Raw genomic sequence first — 21,802 nt, 5'->3', positions numbered from 1 at the left:
GCCGTGTGCGGGCACGACCAGGGTCGCGGTCGGGCGGCGACCTGCCCGGGCTCAGGCGAGCGAGAGGAACAGCTTCTCGAGCTTCGCCACGTCGAGCGTGGGGTCCTCGCCGTCCTCGGCCGGCTCGGTGAGGCACTGGCGCATGCCGGACGCGATGATCGCGAAGCCCGCGCGGTCGAGCGCGCGCGACACGGCGGAGAGCTGCGTGACGATGTCCTCGCAGTCCCGCCCTTCGTCGATCATGCGCACGACGGCCGCGAGCTGGCCCTGGGCGCGCTTGAGCCGGTTGACGACCTTGTCCATGTCGGTGCGGTCGAGCTCCACGGGTGTTCTCCTGCGTTCGTCTCGGAAGGGTGGCAGCGAGCGTGCTGCCGAGGGGCCCGCGTGCGGGCCGGGGTCGGCGGGGTCGGCGTCAGGCGCAGGTGCAGCGCTGCTCGGGCGGTACCTCGGCCATGACCTCGTCGGCGTGCATGCCGCAGCCGGTCCAGGTGGTCTTGCCGCACGTGCGGCACAGGGCGGGACTGCACACGGTGTGTCTCCTCGGTTCGGCGGTTCGGGGGTTCGGGGGTTTCAGCGGTTCGGGTGCGGGGGTCGGCGCTCGGCCGGGTGGTGCAGGATCAGCGTCGCACGGCTCCGCCCGCGGCCTGCCACGCGCCGATCCCGCCGGACAGGCTCGTCGCGGCGTACCCGAGCGAGCGGAGCTGGCGGGCCGCGGTGCGCGAGCGCATCCCGGACGCGCACATGACGACGACGGTCGCGCCGTCCTGCAGGCGACGCGGCCCGGCGGTCGAGACGTCGGCGAGCGGGACGTGCACGGCCTGAGGCGCGTGCCCGGACCGCCACTCGTCGCGCTCGCGCACGTCGAGGAGCGTCGCCCCGTCGCGGACGAGCTGCAGCGCGGTGGGCGCGTCGACCGTCGGGCGGACGCCGCCGTCGTCGGTGGGGCGGGAGAAGAGGCGGCGGAGGCGGTCGATCATGCGGGGACTCCTTCGAGGTCGCGCGCGGCGCGCGGCGTGGTGGTGAGGGTGAGCCAGCCGCCGGAGAGGTTGCGCGCGTCGAGCCCGGCGGCGAGCAGGACACGCGTGGCGAGGTAGGAGCGCACGCCGCTCGCGCAGTGCACGGCGACGGGTCGACCGGCCGCTGCGGCGCGCACCTCGTCGAGCCGCTCGCGCAGCTCGGTGTGCGGGACGTTCAGTGCACCGTCCAGGTGGCCGCCGGCGTGCTCGGCGCGCGACCGGACGTCGAGCACGAGCGAGGACGCGACGACCGCGTCGAGCTCGGCCGCGTGCCACTGCGGCATGGTGCCGTCGAGCACGTTCTGCGCGACGAACCCGAGCATGTTCACGACGTCCTTGGCGGCGCCGTAGGGCGGCGCGTACGCGAGCTCGAGCTCGGCGAGGTCGTCCGCGGTGAACCCGGCGCGCAGCGCCGTCGCGAGCACGTCGATGCGCTTGTCGACCCCGGCGCGGCCCACGGCCTGGGCGCCGAGCAGGCGACCGTCGGGCGCGAAGCTCGCCGTCACGTGCACGGGCTCCGCCCCGGGGAACCAGCCCGCGTGGTGGGCCGCGTGGACGCGCACCTGCTCGTGCGCGACGCCGGCGGACGTCAGGGTCGCGTGGCTCGGCCCGGTGACCGCGGCGGTGAGGCCGAACACGCGCACGATCGCGGTGCCGAGCACGGGCGCCTGCGGCGTGGTGCGGCGGCCGAGCATCGAGTCGGCGGCACGTCGTCCCTGGCGGTTGGCCGGTCCGGCGAGCGGGACCGGGCCGGTCGCTCCCGTCACGGCGTGCACGACCTCGACCGCGTCGCCCACCGCCCACACGTGCGGGTCGGACGTGCGCTGGTCGGCGTCGACGCGGATCGCGCCCCGCTCCCCGAGGGCGAGCCCGGCGGCCGCGGCGAGGTCGCTCGCGGGCCGGACGCCCACGCTCACGAGCACGACGTCCGCGTCGAGCGCGGTGCCGTCCTCGAGCTCGAGCGTGACGGCGTGGGGGGCGCCGGTCGGCCGCGGCACGACGGCGGTCGCGGACGTCCCGAGGTGCAGCCCGACCCCGTGGTCGCGCAGCTCGTCCGCGAGCAGCGGCGCGAGGTCGGGCTCGAGCGGCGGGAGGACCTGCTCGGCGCGCTCGACGACGTCGACCACGAGCCCGCGCGCGACGAGCGCCTCCACCGCCTCCAGGCCGATGAACCCCGCGCCCACGACGACGGCCCGCACCGGTGCGGTGCGCCCGGAGGCGACGTCGGCCTCGAGGTCCGCGAGCCGCCCGGCGAGCGCGTCGAGGTCCGTGATCGTCCGCAGCGTGTGCACGGCCGGGTGGTCGATCCCCTCGACCGGCGGGAGCACGGTGGTCGCGCCCGGCGCCAGGAGGAGCGCGTCGTAGCCGAGCTCGTACGTCCCGTCCGCGGCGGCGACGGTGACCGTGCGCGCGGCGCGGTCGATCGCGGTGACGCGGTGCCGGGTGCGCACGTCGAGGTCGAGGCTCGCGCGCAGCGACGCGGGGGAGTGCAGGAGGAGGGCGTCGCGGTCCGCGATCTCGCCGGACACCTGGTACGGCAGGCCGCAGCCCGCGAACGATACGTGGTCGGACTGCTCGAGCACGACGATCGACGCGTGCTCGTCGAGGCGGCGGGCGCGCGCTGCGGCGCTCATGCCTCCCGCGACGCCCCCGACGATCACGACGCGGCGTGCGCCGTGGGTGTCCGACGGACGGGTCGTCGAAGCAGGAGTCGAGGTGATCATGGCTCCACGATACCCCTGGGGGTATCCCTCGAAGCAAGCCGTCGGGCTGAGAGGTCCGTCACGGGACGTCCGGGGCGGCGGTTGCGGCCGCTCACAGCCGACGAACAGCCACGCCATCCGCGTGGCACACACCCGCTCCGTAGACACGGACCATGAGCACCCCGACCTCGACGAGCACCCCGGCCCCGACCCCGCAGGACCCGACCCCGCACGACCCGCCCGCCGCCCGGCGCCGACGACGATGGCGCGTCGCGCTCGTCGGAGCCCTCGCCGTGCTGCTCCCGCTGGGAGGCGCGACGGCGTGGGCGCTGGACCGGTTCGTCGTCGAGCACGTCGAGATCGCCGACGTGTCGGCGTACGAGGCGTCGCAAGGTGCCGACGCGGACGGGGCGTCGGAGCAGGGCACGACGGCGGACGGCAGCGCGGGCGCACCGGACGGCGGCTCGACCGGCACCTCGGACGGCGGCGCGAGCATCGACGGCGACACATACAGGTCCGACGGCACGAGCATCACGGTCTCCCGGGTGACCACCGGCTCGGGCGACGACACCGTGACGTACTACGTGGCCGACGTCGCGCTCTCCGACATGACGGACCTGCGCTCCGCGTTCGCGCAGGACGCGTTCGGCACGAACATCACGGAGACGACGTCCGACATCGCCGCCGACAACGACGCGGTCCTCGCGATCAACGGCGACTACTACGGGTTCCGCGACACGGGCATCGTCATCCGCAACGGCGTCGTGTACCGGGACGAGGGCGCGCGCGAGGGCCTGGCGCTCTACCGCGACGGCCACGTCGAGGTCTACGACGAGTCGACGACCGACGCGCAGAGCCTCGTCGACGCCGGCGTGTGGAACACGCTGTCGTTCGGGCCCGCGCTCGTCGAGGACGGCGAGGTCGTGGCCGGGATCGAGGACGTCGAGGTCGACACGAACGTCGGGAACCACTCGATCCAGGGGGAGCAGCCGCGCACCGCGATCGGCGTGATCGACGAGAACCACCTCGTCCTCGTCGTCGTGGACGGCCGTCAGGAGGGCTACTCGCGGGGCGTGACCATGACCGGGCTCGCGGAGATCCTGCAGGGCCTCGGCGCGACGACCGCGTACAACCTCGACGGCGGCGGATCCTCGACGCTGTACTTCGACGGCGAGGTCGTCAACAGCCCGTCGCAGGGACGCGAGCGCGGCACGTCCGACGTCCTCTACGTCGCGGACGGTGCGTGATGGCCGCCGCGACCACGCACGCCCCCGCAGCGCTGCCCGGCGCGGGCGCCGCCCGGACCGCCGTCGTCGTCCCCGCGTACCAGCCGGACGCGCGCCTCGTCGCCCTCGTGGACGCGCTGCGCGTCGCGGTCCCCGGGCTGCCGGTCGTGGTGGTCGACGACGGGAGCGACCGGCGGTGCGGGGGAGTGTTCCGCGCGGTGCGCGCGCTGGGCGCTGTCGTGCTCGCGGTGCCGGTCAACCGCGGGAAGGGCCACGCGCTGCGCACGGGGATCCGGTGGGTGCGCGACCGCCTGCCCGGCCACGGCGTCGTGTGCGCCGACGCGGACGGGCAGCACACGGTCCTCGACGTGCTGCGCGTGGCGGCGCGGTCGCAGGCCGAACCCGACGCGGTCGTGCTCGGCGCGCGCCGCTTCGCCGGTGTCGTCCCGCTGCGCAGCCGGGTGGGCAACGCCGCGACACGCTGGGCGTTCACGGCCGCGACGGGGACGCGCGTGCGCGACACCCAGACCGGGCTGCGCGCCTACGGGCCGGGACTGCTCGACGCCCTGCTCGCCGTGCGCGGCGACCGGTACGAGTACGAGCTGCGCACGCTCCTCGACGCGACCCGCGCGGGCTGCCGGATCGTCGAGGTGGACGTCGCGACGGTCTACCTCGACGACAACGCGTCCTCGCACTTCCGGCCCGTCGCCGACTCGCTGCGCGTGTGGGCACCGCTGCTGCGGTTCGCCGCGTCGTCGCTGGGGTCGGCCGCGGTCGACGTCGTCGGGCTGCTCGTGCTGCACGCGCTCACCGGGTCGCTCCTCGCGGCCGTGGTGGGTGCGCGCCTGCTCAGCGCGGGCGTGAACTTCGCCGTGAACCGTCGCCTCGTCTTCGGCGGCGGGCGCGACGTCCCGCTGCGCGCCGCCGTCGTGCGGTACGCGGCGCTCGCGGTCGTGCTGCTCCCGGCGAGCTACGGGCTGCTCGCGCTGCTGACTGGTCTCGGCGTCCCGCTGCTCGCGGCGAAGGTCGGCACCGACGCCGCGCTCTTCGCGACGAGCTACGAGGTGCAGCGGCGGGTGGTGTTCGCTCGCCTCAGCCCTGGACGGCGCGCTGACCGGCGTCGTGGCGCTCGACGAGCGCGGGCACGTGGTCGCGCGCGGTCCAGCGCCGGCCGACCCACTTGATCGCCTCGACGAGCAGGAACACGACGAGCGCGAGCCCGAGCGTCTTGCCCCACTCCGCGAGGTCGATGGGTGCCGAGTCGAACCAGGAGTGCATGAACGGCGCGTAGACGAACACGGCCTGGAGGGCGAGGAGCGTCGCGGCCGAGATCCAGATCACCCGGTTGCCGCGGAGCACGTCGAGCGTGAGGCTCGACCGGTCGAGGAACCGGCAGTTGAACAGGTACGCGAGCTGGCCGAGCGCGAGCATCGTCACGGCGGTCGTCTGGGCCTCGGCGATCGGGACGCCCTGAGCCCGCTCGACGTAGAACAGCAGGATCGTCGCGCCGCCGATGAGGAGGGAGACGAGGAGGATGCGCCGCACGTAGGCGCCGTCGAGGATCGACGCCTTGGGGTCGCGCGGCGCGCGGCGCATGACGTCGGGCTCCGCCTTCTCGTACGCGAGCGCGAGCGACAGCGTGACGGCGGTGATCATGTTGATCCACAGCACCTGGACGGGCTGGAGCGGCAGCGTGAGGCCGAAGAGCACCGCGACGAGGATGACGAGCGACTGCGCGCCGTTGGTCGGCAGGAGGAAGAGCACGGACTTGCGGATGTTGTCGTAGATCCGCCGCCCCTCCTTCACGGCGCGCTCGATGGTCGCGAAGTTGTCGTCCGCGAGCACGACCTCCGCGGCCTCCTTGGTCGCCTCCGTGCCCTTGATGCCCATCGCGACACCGACGTCCGCCTGGGTGAGCGCCGGGGCGTCGTTCACGCCGTCACCCGTCATGGCGACGACCTCGCCGTGCGACTGCAGCGCCGAGACGATCCGGATCTTGTGCTCGGGGCTCGTGCGCGCGTACACGTCGACGTCGCGCACCACCTGGCGCAGCCTCTCCGTGCTCATCTCCTCGAGCTCGGGGCCGGTGAGCACGTCCGGCGCAGCGGTGGCGCCGGTCTCGTCGTGGGGGTCCACGATGCCCATCTCCCGACCGATCGCGAGGGCCGTGCCCGCGTGGTCGCCCGTGATCATCTTCACGCGGATGCCCGCGTCGCGGCACTCGGCGATCGCCTCGATCGCCTCGGGCCGCGGCGGGTCGACGATGCCGACGAGCCCGCACAGCTCGAGCCCGTCCGCGACGTCGTCGACGTCCAGGTCGGCCGTGCCGTCCGCGGCGGTCCGCCGGGCGGCGGCGAGCACGCGCAGCCCGCGCCCGCCGAGCGCGTCGATCTGCGCGTCCCAGAACGCGCGGTCGAGCGGCTCGGTTCCGCCGTCCTCAGCCACCTGGGTCGCGCAGCGGTCGAGCACGCGGTCCGGCGCGCCCTTGACGTGCACGTGCAGGGCGCCGTCGGGGTCGGCGTCGAGCGTCGCCATGAACTTGTTCTCGGACTCGAACGGCACGACGGCGACGCGCCGCCACCCCGTGGGGTCGACGCCCGCCTTCATGCCGAGCGTGCGCAGCGCGCCCTCGGTCGGCTCGCCCACGAGCCGCCAGCCGTCGGCGTCGGACTCGTCGGGGACGATCCGCGCGTCGTTGCAGAGCATCATGACGGTCGCCAGGGCCGCGAGGTCCCGGTCGTCGGCGAGGTCCGCGTGCCGCGTGCCCGACGCCGGTCCGTCGCCCGGGTCTCCCGCGGCGCCGGGGGCGTCGGCCGGCCCGGGGTTTGACGCGTCGTCGGGCACCGTCACGTCCCCCACGGGCGCGTACCCCGCACCCGCCACCGCGAAGGTGCGCCCGCTCGTGCGGACCGTGCGCGCCGTCATCTCGTTCTTCGTGAGCGTGCCCGTCTTGTCGGAGCAGATCGTGGTCACGGACCCGAGCGTCTCGACCGCGGGCAGCTTGCGCGTGATCGCCCGGCGGCGGGCCATCTGCTGCACGCCCAGCGCGAGCGTGATCGTCACGAGCGCGGGCAGGCCTTCGGGCACCGCGGCGACCGCGAAGCCGATCGACGCCGAGATGAGCTCCGGGACGGTGAAGTCGTGGAAGACCCGGCCGATGATGACCATGACGACGGCCATCGCGAGGATGAGCACCGCGAGCAGCTTGCCGAACCGGTCGAGCTGGCGCGTCAGCGGCGTCGCGAGGCTGCGGACCTCGGAGATCATCGTCTGGATGCGGCCGATCTCCGTCGCCGTGCCCGTCGCGGTGACGACCCCGACCCCCTGGCCCGCGGCCACGAGCGTGCTCGAGAAGAGCATGCTCGACCGGTCGCCCACGCCCGCGTCGGCGCCGACCGCGTCGACCTTCTTGGCCGCCGCGACGGACTCGCCCGTGAGCGCCGACTCCTCGACCCGGAGGTTCGTCGCTTGGATCAGCCGCACGTCCGCGGGCACGCGGTCGCCCGAGCGCACGCGCACGACGTCGCCCGGCACGACGTCGTCGGCGTCCACGCGCGCCCACGCGCCGTCGCGCCGCACCTCCGCGTGGACCGACAGCATGTTGCGGATGCCCTCCAGCGCGCTCTCCGCGCGACCCTCCTGGATGAACCCGATCGCCGCGTTGATGACCGCGACCGCGAGGATGACCGTGAAGTCGACCCAGTCACCGAGGATCGCCTTGAGCACCGCCGAGACGAGCAGGATGTAGATGAGGACGTCGTCGAAGTGGACGAGGACCCGCTTCCACAGCGGGTCGCGCTGCGGCGGGGGCAGCCGGTTGGGCCCCACCTCCGCGAGCCGCGTCGCGGCGTCGGCGTTCGAGAGACCGCCCGCGTCCGTGCCCAGCTCGGCCAGGACCTCGTCGGGCGGGCGCGACCACGGCACGTCGAGCGGCCGCTCGGCCGTGCCTGCGGAGGTCGACGAGTCCGTCGTGGCGGGGGTCGGTGCAGCGTCCGGCGCGGATCCCATGTGCCTATTCGACCCCCGATGCCCGGATAGCGCGAGAGACGAAAGACCGTGAGCCCCGCCACGGCCGGGCTCACGCGTCGAGCACGACCTCCCGAAGCGGGCTCGTGTCCCGGACGATCTCCAGATCGTCGCCGACGGGCGCGGCGAGAAGGTGCTCCGCGAGCCCGGTGCTGGCGCCGACCATCTCGCGGTACAGGTCGATCCCGATGATCGCGGCGACTGCCGTCCCGTCCTTCGTCACGACCTGCGGCTCGTCCTCTGCCGCGCGGAGCAGAGCGTCCAGGCCCCGCTCGGCCTCGCCGATGGTCCAGTCCATCTGCCACCTCCCGTCGTCCCAGAAACCAGGGTAAGGGCCCCGCGATGCAAGGCCCGGGTGCCGTGCACGAGGCGGCATCGATGCTGCAAATGCGTCGTTCGCTCCGTTGATACCGTATGCCCCATGAGTGGTTCCGCCGACATGGCGCCGCGAGCATCGTCGGGTCGCAGGATCGAGGTGCTCGTGGTCGCGGCCACGGCGCTCGCCGGCGCGGCACCGACCCTGATCCTTGGATGGGCCGTCAACGAGCATCTCTGGGAGCTGTGGTGGTTGGAAGCCGGGGCGGACAGCGGGCTGCTCGACGGGCGACCGGACCGCGCCGTGGTCGTAAGCGCCGCCGTAGGGATCGGCCTGCTCGTCGGTCTCACGGTGGCCGCCCATCTCGTGATGCACTCCCTGTCTGCGGGCAGGCTGACCCACCGCCAGGCGGCGGGGCGGGCGCTGCTCGCCGTCGGGATCCCCGTTGCCCTGCTCGTGCTGGCGCTGCTCCTGCAGATCGTGGTGCCCGGGGCCGAGGGCTCGCCTCTCGTTCCCTTCTCCGACCGGGTGCGCACCTGACGGAGACGCGCGGCGGTGCTGGGAGAATCGACGCGTGAGCGACACCAGCACCCGGGCCGACCTGCGGGTCGTGCACGTCACCGACCCCGCCGACGACCGCCTCGCGGACTACAACCGCCTGACCGACGTCGCGCTGCGGTCCAAGCACGAGCCGGAGAAGGGGCTGTACATCGCGGAGAGCTCGACCGTCATCCGGCGAGCGCTCGCGGCGGGGCACCGGCCGCGGTCCTTCCTCATGGCCGAGCGCTGGCTCGACGACCTGGCCGACGACATCGCGGCACTGCCCGTCGACGACGCCCCGGGCGGCACGGGCGAGCCGGTCCCGGTCTACGTCGGCGCGCCCGACGTGCTGGAGGCGATCACCGGGTTCCACCTGCACCGCGGTGCGCTCGCGGCGATGCACCGCCCGCCGCTCCCGACCGTGCACGACCTGCTCTCCACCGCTCGCGGCGGCACCGGGGCGCGGCGCGTCGCCGTGCTCGAGGACATCGTGGACCACACGAACGTCGGCGCGATCTTCCGGTCGGCGGCCGCGCTCGGCGTGGACGCCGTGCTCGTCTCGCCGCGTTGCTCCGACCCGCTGTACCGGCGCTCGGTGCGCGTGAGCATGGGCACGGTGTTCCAGGTCCCGTGGACGCGGTTCGAGACCTGGCCGGGTGGGCTCGACGTGCTGCGCGCGGAAGGCTTCGACGTCGCGGCGCTCGCGCTGGCGGACGACGCGACCAGCCTCGACGACGTCGTCGCCGACCCGCCCGAGCGGCTCGCGCTCGTGCTCGGCACCGAGGGCGACGGGCTCTCGCGCGGCGCGATCGAGGCGGCCGACCGGGTCGTGACGATCCCCATGGCCGGGGGAGTGGACTCGCTCAACGTCGCCGCCGCCTCGGCTGTCGCGTTCTGGGCGACGCGGGTTCCCTGACTCCTGGTCGACGCACACGGCAGGACTTCCTGGCCGCCGGGAACAACTGTGCGCGCGGGCGCGTTGGGCTCGTGTCCGTACGTCGTACGAGAAGAGGTCCCGTGCCGGTCCAGCCCTCCCCGTCCCTGCCCGCCGTCGTGCTCACCGCCCCGCAGTCACCCATGCCACGCGCCACGCCGCACGACGCCGCGGCACAGGCCGTCGTCGAGGAGCAGCGGCACCTCGACGTCGCGCTCGCGCGCAGGATCCAGCTCCTCGACGAGCTGGACGCGCAGCTCTCGGCGCCTGCCGAAGCCGGCACCGACCGGTCCGGGTCCGAGGACGTCGTCGAGCGCTCCCGGCGGGCCGGGCTGCGCCGTCGGCGTACGGAGCTCGAGCGCGCGGAGAGCGGGCTCGTCTTCGGTCGCGTCGACACCGTCGACGGGGTGACGCGCCACGTCGGGCGCGTCGGGATCGCCGCGCCCGACGCCGACGCCGACCCGCTCGTGCTCGACTGGCGTGCCCCGGGCGCCCGCGCCTTCTACACCGCGACCGCGCGCGAGCCGCAGGGCCTCGCGCGGCGCCGGCACGTGCGGACCGCGGGGGAGCGGGTCACCGGCGTGGACGACGAGCCGCTCGACGGGTCGGCGGCCGGGGCGGACGAGGAGGACGGCCTCGTCGGCGAGGGCGCCCTGCTCGCCGCGCTGTCCGAGCGCCGGACCGGCCGCATGGGCACCGCGGTCGCGACCCTCCAGGTCGAGCAGGACGCGATCGTGCGCGCCCCGGCCGAGCAGACGCTCGTCGTGCAGGGCGGCCCGGGCACGGGCAAGACGGTCGTCGCGCTGCACCGCGTCGCGTACCTGCTGTTCACGCACCCGCACCTCGCGGAGCGCGGCGTGCTCCTGCTCGGCCCGTCGTCGCGGTTCCTCGAGTACGTCGCTCAGGTGCTGCCCGCGCTCGGGGAGACGGCCGTCGTCTCGGCCACGTGCGACACCCTCGTGCCTGGCGTCGTGCCGGAGCGCGACGAGTCGCGGGACGTGGCCGAGATCAAGGGGCGTGCGCTGTGGCAGGACGTCGTCGCCCGGTACGCCGACGCTCTCCTCCCGGACGCGCGGGCGCTGACGGTGCGCCTCGACGGCGAGCCGCTGACGCTCGACGCGGCCCGCGTGGGGCAGGTCCTGCGCGCCGCGCGGGCGGGCGGGCGCAGCGTGCTCGCGGCGCGTCGTCGAGCCGTGGACCTCGTGCTCGACGCGCTCGTCGACGAGGCCGCGGCGCGGCACGCGGAGCTGCTCGAACGCGTCGAGGAGGGGTTCGAGGACGTGCTCGGGAAGCTCGACGCCGGGCTCGCCGCGCGCGACGACCGAGCCCCGACCACCGGCGCGCACGGCGGCGACGTCGACGGCGAGCTCACGGACGACGACCTCGACCGGCTGCGCGGCGAGCTCGCGCGCGACGGCGGGTTCACGGCGGTCCTCGACGCGTGGTGGCCCGTCGTCGACGCCCGCACGGCGCTCGCGGACCTCCTGGGCGACGGCGCGCTCCTCGCCCGCCACGCGCCCGAGCTCGCGCCCGCGGAGGTCCGCCGGGTGACGGGCGAGCCGGCGACGCTCGCGCCGAGCGACGTCCCGCTCCTCGACGCGCTCGCCGACGCGCTGGGCACCCCCGACGCCCCGGGCGAGCAGGGCGAGTTCCTCGCGCAGCGGGCCGCGACCCGCCGCGACTGGGTCTACGGGCACGTCGTGGTCGACGAGGCGCAGGAGCTCTCGCCCATGCAGTGGCACATGGTGCTGCGCCGCTGCCCGACCCGGTCGGTGACCGCCGTCGGGGACGTCGACCAGACGGAGGCGCCGCACCGTCACACGGACTGGGCGGACGTCGTCGGCCCGGTCTTCGGGGAGCGCTGGCACCGCGCGGACCTGACGATCTGCTACCGCACGCCGCGCGAGGTCATGGAGCTCGTCGGGCCCGTGCTGCGCGCGGCGGGCAGCCGCAACGCGCCGCCCCGCGCGGTGCGCGACGCGGGGGTCGCGCCGCGCGACGTCGCCGTCCCCGCCGATGCTTCGGGCGCGAGCCTGGGCGCGACGGTCGCCGCGGAGGTCGCTCGCCTCGTGGAGCGGTACGACGGCGGTTCCGTCGGGGTCGTGGCCCCGCGCGACCGGCTCGCGTACCTGGGCGCCGCCGCCGACGGCGTCCCCGTGCTCAGCACGTCGGAGGCGAAGGGGCTCGAGTGGGACGCGGTGGTCGTCGTCGACCCGGACGGCATCGCCGCGGAGCCGCGCGGCTGGAACGGGCTGTACGTCGCCATGACCCGGTGCACGCAGGAGCTCGCGCGCGTCACCGTGGGCGCGCCGTCCGGCACCGGCTGACCGCGCCCGCTCACTCACGGGAGGTCGACCGGGCGAGCCGGTCGACCTCCCGCACCACGACCTCGACGAGCGCCGGGTCCCCGAGCGGGAGGAAGTGCCCCGCGAGCGGCAGCTCGACGTTCCGCCCGCCCTCGAGCCGCCCGGTCTCCGGGATGTGCGGGTCGAAGCGCGGGTAGACGGCGGTGATCCGGGCGTCCACGCCGCGCTCCGCGGCGAGCGCGAGCAGCGCCGCGTCCCGGGGCGAGAACGCACGGAGCGTGCGGCCCACGACGTAGCGCGCGTAGCTCGACCCGTTGAACGGCGTCGCGACCGCGACCATGCCGGCGACGCGCGGGCCTCCGGCCGACAGCATGACGCGCTTGCCCACGAGGCCGCCCTTGCTGTGGGCCACGAGCACGACGTCGTGCAGGTCCTCCTCCTCCAGGAGGTGCGCCACGAGCTCGGAGCCCTCGGTGAACGGGCGCCGGTTGTGCCCGAGGCCGGGCACGGCGCGGACGCGGTGGCCCGCCGCGGCGAGAGCCTCGGCGACGGGCGCGAGCAGGTGCCACGTCTCGAGCACCCCGGGCAGGAGGACGACCGTCCCGCGTCCGCCCGTACCCGTCGGGACGGGCCGCCGGGGGTGCAGCGCGGCGGCGACCTGGCGTCCGGCCACGTACGCGTAGTCCACCGCCCGTTCGCGCAGGCGCAGCCCGGTCCGCGGGCTCGCGGCGGCGCTCGTCCGCGGCGCGGGGCGGGCGCCCGGGCGCGGGGCCCGACCGGGGGGCTCGGTCACCGCCCCAGCATGGCCCGCCGGGCGGGGCCGCGCGAGGGCGCCCGCCGGTCCCGGCCGGTCCCGAGGCACGGTCGGAGGTCGCTGGTGAGCCCGGTCACATGGTGGCGAGGGGCTGGTTCGGACACGGCGACATAGATTAGCCTCACCTATGTGAGTGGAACCTCAGTTGACCCGGGCCCGGCCGGAGCGCCCGGCGCCCCGGCGCTCGCCGGGCACGACCTGCGGCTGTCGTACGACGCGCGCACCGTCGTCCACGGCGCCGCGCTCGAGCTCGCGCCGGGAGCCGTCACGGCCCTGATCGGGCCCAACGGCTCGGGCAAGTCGACGCTCCTGCGCTCGCTCGCGCGCCTGCACCGTCCCGACGCCGGGACCGTCGCGCTCGACGACGCGCCCGACGCGCTCGCGCTGCACCCCAAGGACTTCGCCCGCCGGGTGACGCTCCTGTCGCAGAGCCGGCCCACGCCGTCGGGCGTGAGCGTGCGCGACGTCGTCGCGTACGGGCGACACCCCTACCGTGGCCGGTTCCGCTCCAACGACCCCGACGGCCCGCGCGCGATCGCGCACGCCATGGACGTCACGGGCATCACGACCATGGCCGACCGCGGCGTCGACGAGCTCTCCGGCGGCGAGCTGCAGCGCGTGTGGCTCGCGACGTGCCTCGCGCAGGACACGCAGGTGCTCCTGCTCGACGAGCCGACGACGTACCTCGACCTGCGCTACCAGGTCGAGCTGCTGGACCTGGTGCGCGACCTCGCGACGGAGCACGGCGTGGCCGTCGGCGTCGTGCTGCACGACCTCAACCAGGCGGCCGCCGTCGCCGACCGCGTCGTCCTGCTCCACTCGGGCGTCGTGCGCGCCACCGGTCCCGCCGACGAGGTCCTGACGTCCGAGCTGCTCACCGAGGTCTACGGCATCCACGTCGACGTCTACACGCACCCCCTCACGGGGCGCACGTGCTGCGAGCCGCTCGGGCGGCACGCCGCCCGGCTCGACGCGGCCGTCCTCGTCTGACCCCGTACCACCCGACGTACCACCCCACGACGTACCCGCACCGACCCACCGCCCGGCCCCGACGCGCGGCCCACCGGCCCGCCCGACGGAGCACGGCCCGGGCACCGACCGAACCCGAAGGACACCCATGCGCTCGACCACCCGTTCCCTCGCCGCGGGCGCCCTCGCGCTCGCCACGGCGCTCGCGCTCACCGCGTGCGGCACGACCGAGGACCCCGCGGCCGCCGACGACACCGAGGCGACGACCGACACGGCGTCCGGCCCGGTCACCGTCACCGACGAGCGCGGCGAGGTCACGCTCGACGCCCCGGCCACCGACATCGTGTCGCTCGAGTGGGGCCTCACGGAGAACCTCGTCGCGCTCGGCATCGAGCCCGTCGGCCAGGCGGACGTCGAGGGCTACAACACGTGGGACACGGTCGCGCCGATCGACGCGAGCACGCCCGACGTCGGCACGCGCGGCGAGCCCAGCCTCGACGCGATCTCCGCGCTCGAGCCGGACCTCGTCGTCACGACGACGGACCTGCCGGAGAACGTCATCGCGCAGATCGAGGAGGTCGCGCCGGTGCTCGCGCTGCGCGGCTCCGACGGCGAGGACCCGATCGGCTACATGCGCTCCACGGTCGAGACGCTCGGCACGGTCACGGGCCGCGAGGACGAGGCGGCCGCCGCGCTCGAGACCTACGACGCGAAGATCGCCGAGGCCACCGCGGCGCTCGACGAGGCCGGCGTCGGCGGCGTCGACTTCGTCATGGCCGACGGCTGGATCACGAACGGCGCCGTCTCGATCCGCATGTACACGCCCGGCTCGTTCTTCGGCGCGATCGGCGAGGAGCTCGGGCTCGTCAACGCCTGGACCGAGGGCGGGGACCCGGACTACGGCCTCGCGCAGACCGACGTCGAGGGCCTGACCCAGCTCGGCGACGTGCAGTTCCTCTACGTCGCGAGCGAGTCCGAGGCCAACCCGTTCGAGGAGGGCCTCGCCGGCAACGCGGTGTGGGAGCAGCTCCCGTTCGTCACGGCCGGGAACGTGCACCGTCTGCCCGACGGCATCTGGATGTTCGGCGGCCCGCTGTCCGCGGCGGCCTACGCCGACGCGGTCGTCGAGGCGCTCACCGCGGCCTGACACCGGTCCGCACCACCACCGGGCGCGGTCGCGCCCGGGACGACGAGAAGGCTGACGAGAACCACAGTGCTGACGAGGACATCGTGACGCGGCCGGAGCAGCGCACGACGGCGGAGCCGGACACCCTCCTCCTGGAGGACCCGGCTCCGGCCGTCGTCCCGGGGCCGGGCGGTACCGGCGACGGAGGTACCGGGGGCGGCACGCCCGCAGGCCCGACGGCGGCCCCGCCCCGCGCGCGGACGTCGCGCCTCGGGATCGCGGGCGTGTTCGTCGTCGCGGTCGTGGTCGCGGCGGTGCTCGCCGCCGTGCACCTGACCCAGGGCACGGCGGACGTCGGGCCGCTCGACCTGCTGCGCCTGGCGACCGGAGGCGACGGCGTCGACCAGACCGTCGCCGTCCTCGTGGCCTCGCGCGTGCCGCGGCTCCTCGCGGGCCTGCTCCTGGGCGTCGCGCTCGGCGTCGCCGGTGCGGTGCTCCAGTCGGTCGCGCGCAACCCGCTCGCGTCGCCCGACACGCTCGCGGTCAACGCCGGCGCGTACCTCACGGTCGTGGTCGTCGCCGCGTTCGGCATCTCCATCCCGTTCTACCTCCAGGGCGGGCTGGCCTTCCTCGGCGGGCTCGCCGCGGCCGGGCTCGTGCTCGTCCTCGCGCGCGGCGGCGCCGACGGCCCGACCCGCCTCGTGCTCGCCGGGTCGGCGATCATGCTCGCGCTGCACTCGCTGACGACGGTCCTCCTCGTGCTGTTCGAGCAGGAGACGATGGGCCTGTTCGCCTGGGGGAGCGGGTCCATCGTCCAGTCGGGCACGCGCACGGTCTCGCTGGCGACGCCCGTCGTCGTGGTCGGCGCCCTCGCCGCCCTGCTCCTCTCGCGCCGCCTCGACCTCCTCGGCCTCGGCGACGACGCCGCGACCGTGCTCGGCGTCGACGTGCGCCGCACGCGCGTCCTGTCGGTCCTCGTGGCCGTCCTCCTGGCCTCGATCGCGGTGACGGTCGCGGGACCGGTCGGCTTCGTCGGCCTCGCCGCACCGGTCGTGGCGCGGCTCGTCGCGCGCCGGGTTCCCGGGCTCGGTCGGCACGTGCTGCTCCTGCCGTTCGCGGCGATCGTCGGGGTGGTCGTCGTCCTCGGCGCCGACGTCCTGCTCCGCCTGCTGCTGCCGGGCACGCTGTCCATCGCCGTGCCGACCGGCATCGTCACGACGGTCCTCGGCGCGATCCTCCTCATCTGGCTCGCGCGGCGCCTGCGCGACTCCGGGCCGGCGTCGTCGCGCGGCGCGCACGGCGCGCTGAGCCGCCCGCGCTCGTCGCGCGCCGTGCTCGTGGTGGTCGTCGTCCTGGCGCTCGCGGTCGCCGCGGCCGCCGTCGCGGGCCTGCTGCTCGGTGACCGGGTCGTGCTGCTGGGCGACGTGGCGAACTGGTGGAACGGGCTCGCCGGGCGGCACGTGACGTTCGTCCTCGACCAGCGCTTCCCGCGCGTGCTCGCGGCGCTCCTCGCCGGCGCGGCGCTCGCGCTCGCCGGCACGATCGTGCAGGCCGTGTGCCGCAACCCGCTCGCCGAGCCCAGCCTGCTCGGCGTCACGTCGGGCGCCGGGCTCGGGGCCGTGACGATGATCCTGCTCGTCCCGGGCGTCGGGATCTGGCCCATGTCCGCCGCGGCGGCGATCGGGGCGTTCGCGGTGTTCGGGCTCGTCTACGGGCTCTCCTACCGCGGCGGGCTCAGCTCGGACCGGCTCGTGCTCATCGGCATCGGTGCCCAGGCCGGGGTGATGGCGCTCATCACGCTCCTCGTGGTCGTCGTCGCGCCGTGGGACGTGAACCTCGCGCTCACGTGGCTCTCGGGCTCCACGTACGGGCGCACGCTCGAGCAGCTCATCCCCGTCGCGCTCGCGCTGCTCGTGCTCACGCCGCTCACCGCGTTCTACCGTCGCGACCTCGACGTCCTGGCGCTCGACGACGACACCCCGCGCGTCCTCGGCGTCGCGCTCGACCGCACGCGCCTGCTGCTGCTCGCGGCCGCGGCGCTCCTCACGGCCGCCGCCGTGTGCGCGATCGGGGCGCTCGCGTTCGTGGGCCTCGTCGCGCCGCACGCCGCGCGGGCGCTGGTCGGCGCACGGCACGGTCGCGTCGTCCCCGTCGCGATGCTGCTCGGCGCGCTCCTCGTGTCCGTCGCGGACACGCTCGGCCGCGTCGTCATCGCGCCGGAGCAGATCCCCGCGGGCCTCGGCACGGCCCTGCTGGGCGCGCCGTACTTCGTCTACCTGCTGTGGCGCAGCCGCGGCCGGGGAGCGTGACGCGTCTCACGGTGCCGGAGCCGGGTCCGCGTCCCGGACGGGTTGACCCCGGTGAGGGTGCGTAGGTTAGCCTCACCTGTGTGAGCCAGACCGTCGTCGCACCCCGCACCCGAGCCCGTCGCCCCGTCGCTCGGGCCACCGCGCCGTGGCGCTTCTTCGACGTCGAGGTGGCGCGCGTCGAGCAGCTCACGCCCAGCTTCCGCCGGTTCACGTTCACCGGCCCGGAGCTCGACCTCTTCGGCGACCCCGGCCTCGACGTGCGGATCAAGTTCGTCCTCCCCGCGCCCGACGGCGGTTACGAGCACCTCGTGCGCGACGCCGAGTCCTGGTACGCCGCGTGGCGCGACCAGCCCGAGGAGCGCCGCAACCCGCTGCGCACCTACACGACCGTCGCGGTGCGCCCCGAGGCGCTCGAGGTCGACGTGGACGTCGTGCTGCACGGCGACGCCGGCCCCGCCTCGCGCTGGGCGCTGACCGCCGAGGTCGGGACGCCGCTCGTCCTGCTCGGCCCGGACGCGACGTTCGACGGCCCCGTCGGCGGCATCGAGTTCCGCCCGCCGACGCGCCCGCACGCGCTCCTGCTCGCCGGCGACGAGACGGCGCTGCCCGCGATCGCCGCGATCTGCGAGGACCTGCCCGCCGACGCGTGGGGCGAGGTGTACGTCGAGGTGCCGCACGTGGGCGACGCGCGCAACCTGGTCACGCCGCCCGGCGTCCGCGTGACGTTCCTCGCGCGCGACGACGTCCCCGGCGGAGCGCACGACGCGCACGGCGCGCGACTCGTGCCCGCCGTCCAGGAGGCCGCCGCGCGCATCCTCGGCGCGGGCGTCCTCGGGACCGACCCGCCGGCTCAGTGCCGTACGGCCGAGGACCTCGAGGACGTCGACGTCGACGCCTCGATCCTCTGGGAGGTCCCCGGCCTGCTCGAGGAGGACACCGTCCTGTACGCGTGGCTCGCGGGCGAGGCGAGCGCGATCAAGACGCTGCGCCGTCACCTCGTGACCGACCTCGGCGTCGACCGCCGCGCCGTCGCGTTCATGGGCTACTGGCGTGAGGGCCGCGCCGAGGGCTGACGCGTTCCCCGAGACGAGAGAAGTGGCCCCTCACCGTGCACGGTGAGGGGCCACTTCTCGCATCTCGGCTCGCGGGTCCCGGTCCGACCCTGGTCGGGTCGCTGGTCGGGTCGAAGACGGGGACGGAAGAGGGAGGCCGACCGGCCTCCCTTTCCAAGGTATAGCGCACGGGGGGTCTTGCGGCAAGGCCCCCCTGGGGGCGCAGAATCTCCGTTCGTGCGCGGGCCGTCGTCGGTCCGCGCCGTCCCGCTCGACCTCGGACCGGAGCTGATGACGTTGCCCGACGCCCCCGTGACCGCCGACCGCACGACCGACCGTCCCACCACCCGGCCCGCCCGGGTCTTCGACCTTCCCGACCGCCTGGCCGCGAAGGCCGACCCCGCGCTCGTCGCCGCCGACGAGCGCCACTTCGCCGCGATCGCGGCGAGCCTCGAGCACTCCGTCGCGGACCTCTCGCAGCGCCTCGACGCGGCGCGCCGCGCCCCCGGCGGGAGCGGGACCGAGGCGCTCGAGCGCGACCAGGAGATCCATCGGCTCAGCGGGCGGCTGCGCCTCCTGCAGCGCTACGGCGTCGACCTGTGCCTGGGCCGCATGACGTTCGCCGACGGCTCCGCCCCGGTCTACGTCGGGCGCGTGGGCCTCACCGACCCGGCGGGGGAGCGGCTGCTCGTGGACTGGCGCTCGCCCGCCGCGGAGCCGTACTTCGCCGCGACGCCCGCGCACCCGCTCGGCCTCGCGGCGCGGCGCCGCTACCGGTGGGCGCGTGGTCGCGTCACGGACTACTGGGACGAGGAGCTCGTGCCCGACGGCGCGGGGTCGGGCGCGGCGCTCGACGACCAGTCCGCGTTCGTCGCCAGCCTGGGCGCTAGCCGGTCGCCGCGCATGCGCGACGTGCTCGGCACGATCCAGGCGGACCAGGACGCGATCGTGCGCGCGGGGTCGCGCGGCGCGCTCGTCGTCGACGGCGGCCCCGGCACGGGCAAGACGGTCGTGGCGCTGCACCGCGCCGCCTACCTCCTGTACGCCGACCCCCAGGTGGGCGCGGGGCACGGGGGCGTGCTCGTCGTCGGGCCCAGCCGCCCGTACCTCTCGTACGTCGCCGACGTGCTGCCCGGGCTCGGCGAGGAGGGCGTGCAGACCTGCACGCTGCGCGACCTCGTCCCGGAGGGCGCCGCGGCGCGCGAGGAGACCGACCCGGAGGTCGCCCGGCTCAAGGCGTCCGCCGACCTCGTCGCCGCGATCGAGCCGGCGGTGCGCTTCTCCGAGCGCCCACCGACCGAGGGGATGGAGGTCGAGACGCCGTGGGCCGACGTCTGGCTCTCCACCGCCGACTGGGCGGAGGCGTTCGAGTCCGTGGACCCCGGCACCCCGCACAACGAGGCGCGCGACGACGTCTGGGGCGCGCTCGTGGAGATCCTCGTGGACAAGACGGTGGGCGAGGGGGCCGCGGAGGACGCCGGGGACCTGTCTGCCGACGACGTGCGCCGCGCCCTGCGCGGTCACCGCGCGCTCGGCGCCGCGTTCGACCGCGCGTGGCCGCTCGTCGAGGCGACGGACCTCGTGGCCGACCTGTGGTCGGTGCCTGCCTACCTGCGCCTGTGCGCGCCGTCGCTCACGCCCGAGGAGGTGCGCGCGCTCCAGCGCCCGGACGCGCAGGCGTGGACGACGGCGGACCTGCCGCTGCTCGACGCCGCCCGGCAGCGTCTGGGCGACCCGGAGGCGTCGCGTCGCCGTCGCCGCAACGCGGCCGCCGCGGCCGCCGAGCGGGCCCGCATGGACGACGTCGTCGACCACCTCGTCGCGTCCGACGACAGCGAGCTCATGGTCATGACGATGCTCAAGGGGCAGGACCTGCGCGACGCGCTCGTCGACGAGGGGGCGATGGTCACGGCCACGCCCGACCGGCTCGCCGGTCCGTTCGCGCACGTCGTCGTCGACGAGGCGCAGGAGCTCACCGACGCCGAGTGGCAGATGGTGCTGAGCCGCTGCCCGTCACGCAGCGTCACGGTCGTCGGGGACCGCGCGCAGGCGCGTCACGGGTTCGCGGAGGGGTGGCGCGAGCGGCTCGGGCGCGTCGGGTTCGACCGGGTCGCGGAGTCGTCGCTGAGCGTCAACTACCGCACGCCGCAGGAGGTCATGGCGGCGGCGGAGCCCGTCATCCGGGCCGCGCTCCCGGACGCCAACGTCCCGACGTCGGTCCGCAGCACGGGCGTGCCGGTCGCCCACGGCGCGGTCGCGGACCTCGACGGGATCCTCGACGGCTGGCTCGCCGAGCACGCCGAGGGCACGGCCTGCGTGATCGGTGGCGCGGGGTCCGTCGCGGCGTCGACCGCGTCGGTCTCGGCGCGGGCCGGCGAGGACGGGGCGTCGCGCGTGCAGGTGCTCACGCCGGAGACGGCGAAGGGGCTCGAGTTCGACCTCGTCGTCCTCGTGGACCCGCAGGCGTTCGGCGACGGCGTCGAGGGCGCCGTGGACCGCTACGTCGCGATGACGCGCGCGACGCAGCGGCTCGTCGTCCTGGATCGCTGAGGACCGGGCGTCGAGCACGACCTGGCGGTCGTCGGGCCGCCGGTGGCGACCGTCAGGTCGTGCCCGGCAGGGTGGGACGGGTCAGGCGACCGGGACCGCCAGGTCCTCGACGACCTCGACGCCGGGCAGGCGCTCCAGCAGGTGGCCGGGGAGGAGCAGCTTCGAGCGCCGCACGCCGCTGCCGATCAGCGCGTGCGCGCCGTCGGTCACGACGCGCGAGTCGACGAGCACGCGCCACCCCTCCGGGAGCCCGACGGGCGTGATGCCGCCGTACTCCATCCCGGACTCGGCCGTCGCGCGGTCGGTCGGCAGGAACGACGCCTTGCGCACGTCGAGGAGCTTGCGGATGCGCGTGTTGACGTCGGCGCGCGTGTGCGCGCGCACCACGGCGGCGGCGATCCGCTCGTCGCCCGCGCGTGCGCCGCCCACGACGACGCAGTTCGCCGACGCCTCGACGGGCAGGTCGAACGCGGCGTTGAGCGTCGCGGTGTCCGCGAGGTCGGGGTCGATCTCCGTCACCGCGACGAGCGCCGCGACGTCCGGGTCGGCCTCGGCCCAGCGGCGCAGCGCGTCCGCGGTCACGGGGGCGACGAGGTCGAGGTGGTCGAGCGCCGGCTCCCAGGTGAGCGAGCCGAGCGTGGGCAGGGTGGCGCGGGCGTCCATGGCGCCAGCCTGCCATCCCGGGACCGCTCGTGCGGGCGAGGACCGGCTGCCGAGCAGGCGCCTGCGCCCGCCGAGCATGCGGTCGTGGCTCGCCCCGCACGCCGGACGGGCTGCGACCCCATGTTCGGCGGGAGGGAGAGGTTCAGGTAGAGGTCGAAGGTTCGGGTCGACCCTCGAGCGTGGGTCGAGGGTTGCGGCGGGCATCTCGGACGAAGGCGACGGCTCTCACCTGCGGAGTTGACACCCTGCGAC

The 21,802-nt window shown here is 75.4% G+C and carries 17 protein-coding genes; 10 read left to right on the top strand and 7 right to left on the bottom strand.

Features of this window, described 5'->3' with window-relative positions:
- Positions 1-51 precede the first annotated feature (51 nt).
- From JOE63_RS13600 to JOE63_RS13590, 3 genes are all read right to left on the bottom strand, one after another.
- Positions 52-324: a metal-sensitive transcriptional regulator gene (locus JOE63_RS13600; protein ID WP_087472270.1), complete on the bottom strand. Its 273-nt coding sequence runs from the start codon at positions 322-324 to the stop codon at positions 52-54.
- 293 nt (positions 325-617) lie between these two features.
- The gene (locus JOE63_RS13595; RefSeq protein ID WP_204542132.1) at positions 618-977 is read right to left on the bottom strand and encodes a rhodanese-like domain-containing protein; all 360 of its coding nucleotides are present in this window, start codon (positions 975-977) and stop codon (positions 618-620) included.
- Positions 974-2,740, bottom strand: coding sequence for an FAD-dependent oxidoreductase (locus JOE63_RS13590; protein ID WP_204542130.1), 1,767 nt, complete (start codon positions 2,738-2,740; stop codon positions 974-976). The genes JOE63_RS13595 and JOE63_RS13590 overlap by 4 nt, the downstream gene beginning before the upstream one ends.
- Before the next feature lie 152 nt (positions 2,741-2,892).
- Between JOE63_RS13590 and JOE63_RS13585 the strand changes: the two genes are divergently transcribed.
- Together JOE63_RS13585 and JOE63_RS13580 are read left to right on the top strand one after the other, a co-directional pair.
- Positions 2,893-3,966 carry a phosphodiester glycosidase family protein gene (locus tag JOE63_RS13585; RefSeq protein ID WP_204542128.1) on the top strand — a complete coding sequence of 358 codons (1,074 nt, stop codon included), beginning with the start codon at positions 2,893-2,895 and terminating at the stop codon, positions 3,964-3,966.
- On the top strand, positions 3,966-5,129 hold the full coding sequence (locus JOE63_RS13580; protein ID WP_204542125.1) for a glycosyltransferase: 1,164 nt from the start codon (positions 3,966-3,968) through the stop codon (positions 5,127-5,129). The genes JOE63_RS13585 and JOE63_RS13580 overlap by 1 nt, the downstream gene beginning before the upstream one ends.
- On the opposite strand, the gene JOE63_RS13575 is transcribed toward JOE63_RS13580, so the two are convergent.
- Entirely contained in the window at positions 5,038-7,953 is a 2,916-nt protein-coding gene (locus JOE63_RS13575) for a cation-translocating P-type ATPase (RefSeq protein WP_204542122.1), read from the bottom strand. The two genes, JOE63_RS13580 and JOE63_RS13575, sit on opposite strands and share 92 nt — an antisense overlap.
- A 70-nt stretch (positions 7,954-8,023) precedes the next feature.
- The gene (locus JOE63_RS13570; RefSeq protein ID WP_204542119.1) at positions 8,024-8,269 is read right to left on the bottom strand and encodes a type II toxin-antitoxin system prevent-host-death family antitoxin; all 246 of its coding nucleotides are present in this window, start codon (positions 8,267-8,269) and stop codon (positions 8,024-8,026) included.
- Positions 8,270-8,392: 123 nt separating this feature from the next.
- On the opposite strand from JOE63_RS13570, the gene JOE63_RS13565 reads away from it, so the two are divergent.
- From JOE63_RS13565 to JOE63_RS13555, 3 genes are all read left to right on the top strand, one after another.
- The gene (locus JOE63_RS13565) at positions 8,393-8,827 is read left to right on the top strand and encodes a hypothetical protein (RefSeq protein WP_204542116.1); all 435 of its coding nucleotides are present in this window, start codon (positions 8,393-8,395) and stop codon (positions 8,825-8,827) included.
- 34 nt (positions 8,828-8,861) lie between these two features.
- On the top strand, positions 8,862-9,743 hold the full coding sequence (locus tag JOE63_RS13560) for a TrmH family RNA methyltransferase (protein WP_204542113.1): 882 nt from the start codon (positions 8,862-8,864) through the stop codon (positions 9,741-9,743).
- Between the two features lie 101 nt (positions 9,744-9,844).
- Positions 9,845-12,088 carry a HelD family protein gene (locus JOE63_RS13555; RefSeq protein ID WP_307840100.1) on the top strand — a complete coding sequence of 748 codons (2,244 nt, stop codon included), beginning with the start codon at positions 9,845-9,847 and terminating at the stop codon, positions 12,086-12,088.
- A 10-nt stretch (positions 12,089-12,098) separates the two neighbouring features.
- Here the strand turns inward: JOE63_RS13555 and JOE63_RS13550 are convergent, their stop codons facing one another.
- On the bottom strand, positions 12,099-12,860 hold the full coding sequence (locus JOE63_RS13550) for an alpha/beta fold hydrolase (protein WP_307840099.1): 762 nt from the start codon (positions 12,858-12,860) through the stop codon (positions 12,099-12,101).
- A gap of 150 nt (positions 12,861-13,010) precedes the next feature.
- Here JOE63_RS13550 and JOE63_RS13545 point away from each other — a divergent pair, with 150 nt between their 5' ends.
- From JOE63_RS13545 to helR, 5 genes are all read left to right on the top strand, one after another.
- A complete protein-coding gene (locus tag JOE63_RS13545; RefSeq protein ID WP_087472260.1) occupies positions 13,011-13,871 on the top strand; it encodes an ABC transporter ATP-binding protein in 861 nt (286 codons plus the stop codon).
- A 127-nt stretch (positions 13,872-13,998) separates the two neighbouring features.
- The gene (locus tag JOE63_RS13540) at positions 13,999-14,997 is read left to right on the top strand and encodes an ABC transporter substrate-binding protein (RefSeq protein ID WP_204542110.1); all 999 of its coding nucleotides are present in this window, start codon (positions 13,999-14,001) and stop codon (positions 14,995-14,997) included.
- 83 nt (positions 14,998-15,080) lie between these two features.
- Positions 15,081-17,285: an iron ABC transporter permease gene (locus JOE63_RS13535; RefSeq protein WP_307840098.1), complete on the top strand. Its 2,205-nt coding sequence runs from the start codon at positions 15,081-15,083 to the stop codon at positions 17,283-17,285.
- Positions 17,286-17,365: 80 nt separating this feature from the next.
- Positions 17,366-18,358 carry a siderophore-interacting protein gene (locus JOE63_RS13530; RefSeq protein WP_204542107.1) on the top strand — a complete coding sequence of 331 codons (993 nt, stop codon included), beginning with the start codon at positions 17,366-17,368 and terminating at the stop codon, positions 18,356-18,358.
- Between the two features lie 270 nt (positions 18,359-18,628).
- Positions 18,629-20,887, top strand: a complete 2,259-nt coding sequence (gene helR / locus JOE63_RS13525) for an RNA polymerase recycling motor ATPase HelR (protein WP_204543725.1) — start codon at positions 18,629-18,631, stop codon at positions 20,885-20,887.
- An 81-nt stretch (positions 20,888-20,968) separates the two neighbouring features.
- Here the strand turns inward: helR and JOE63_RS13520 are convergent, their stop codons facing one another.
- Complete coding sequence (locus tag JOE63_RS13520; protein WP_204542103.1) at positions 20,969-21,550, bottom strand: YbaK/EbsC family protein; 582 nt, start codon at positions 21,548-21,550, stop codon at positions 20,969-20,971.
- Positions 21,551-21,802: the final 252 nt, after the last annotated feature.

It is taken from the genome of Cellulosimicrobium cellulans (genome assembly GCF_016907755.1).
Taxonomy (GTDB): Bacteria; Actinomycetota; Actinomycetes; order Actinomycetales; family Cellulomonadaceae; genus Cellulosimicrobium; species Cellulosimicrobium cellulans_D.
This window is presented reverse-complemented; position numbering and strand designations above follow the sequence as displayed.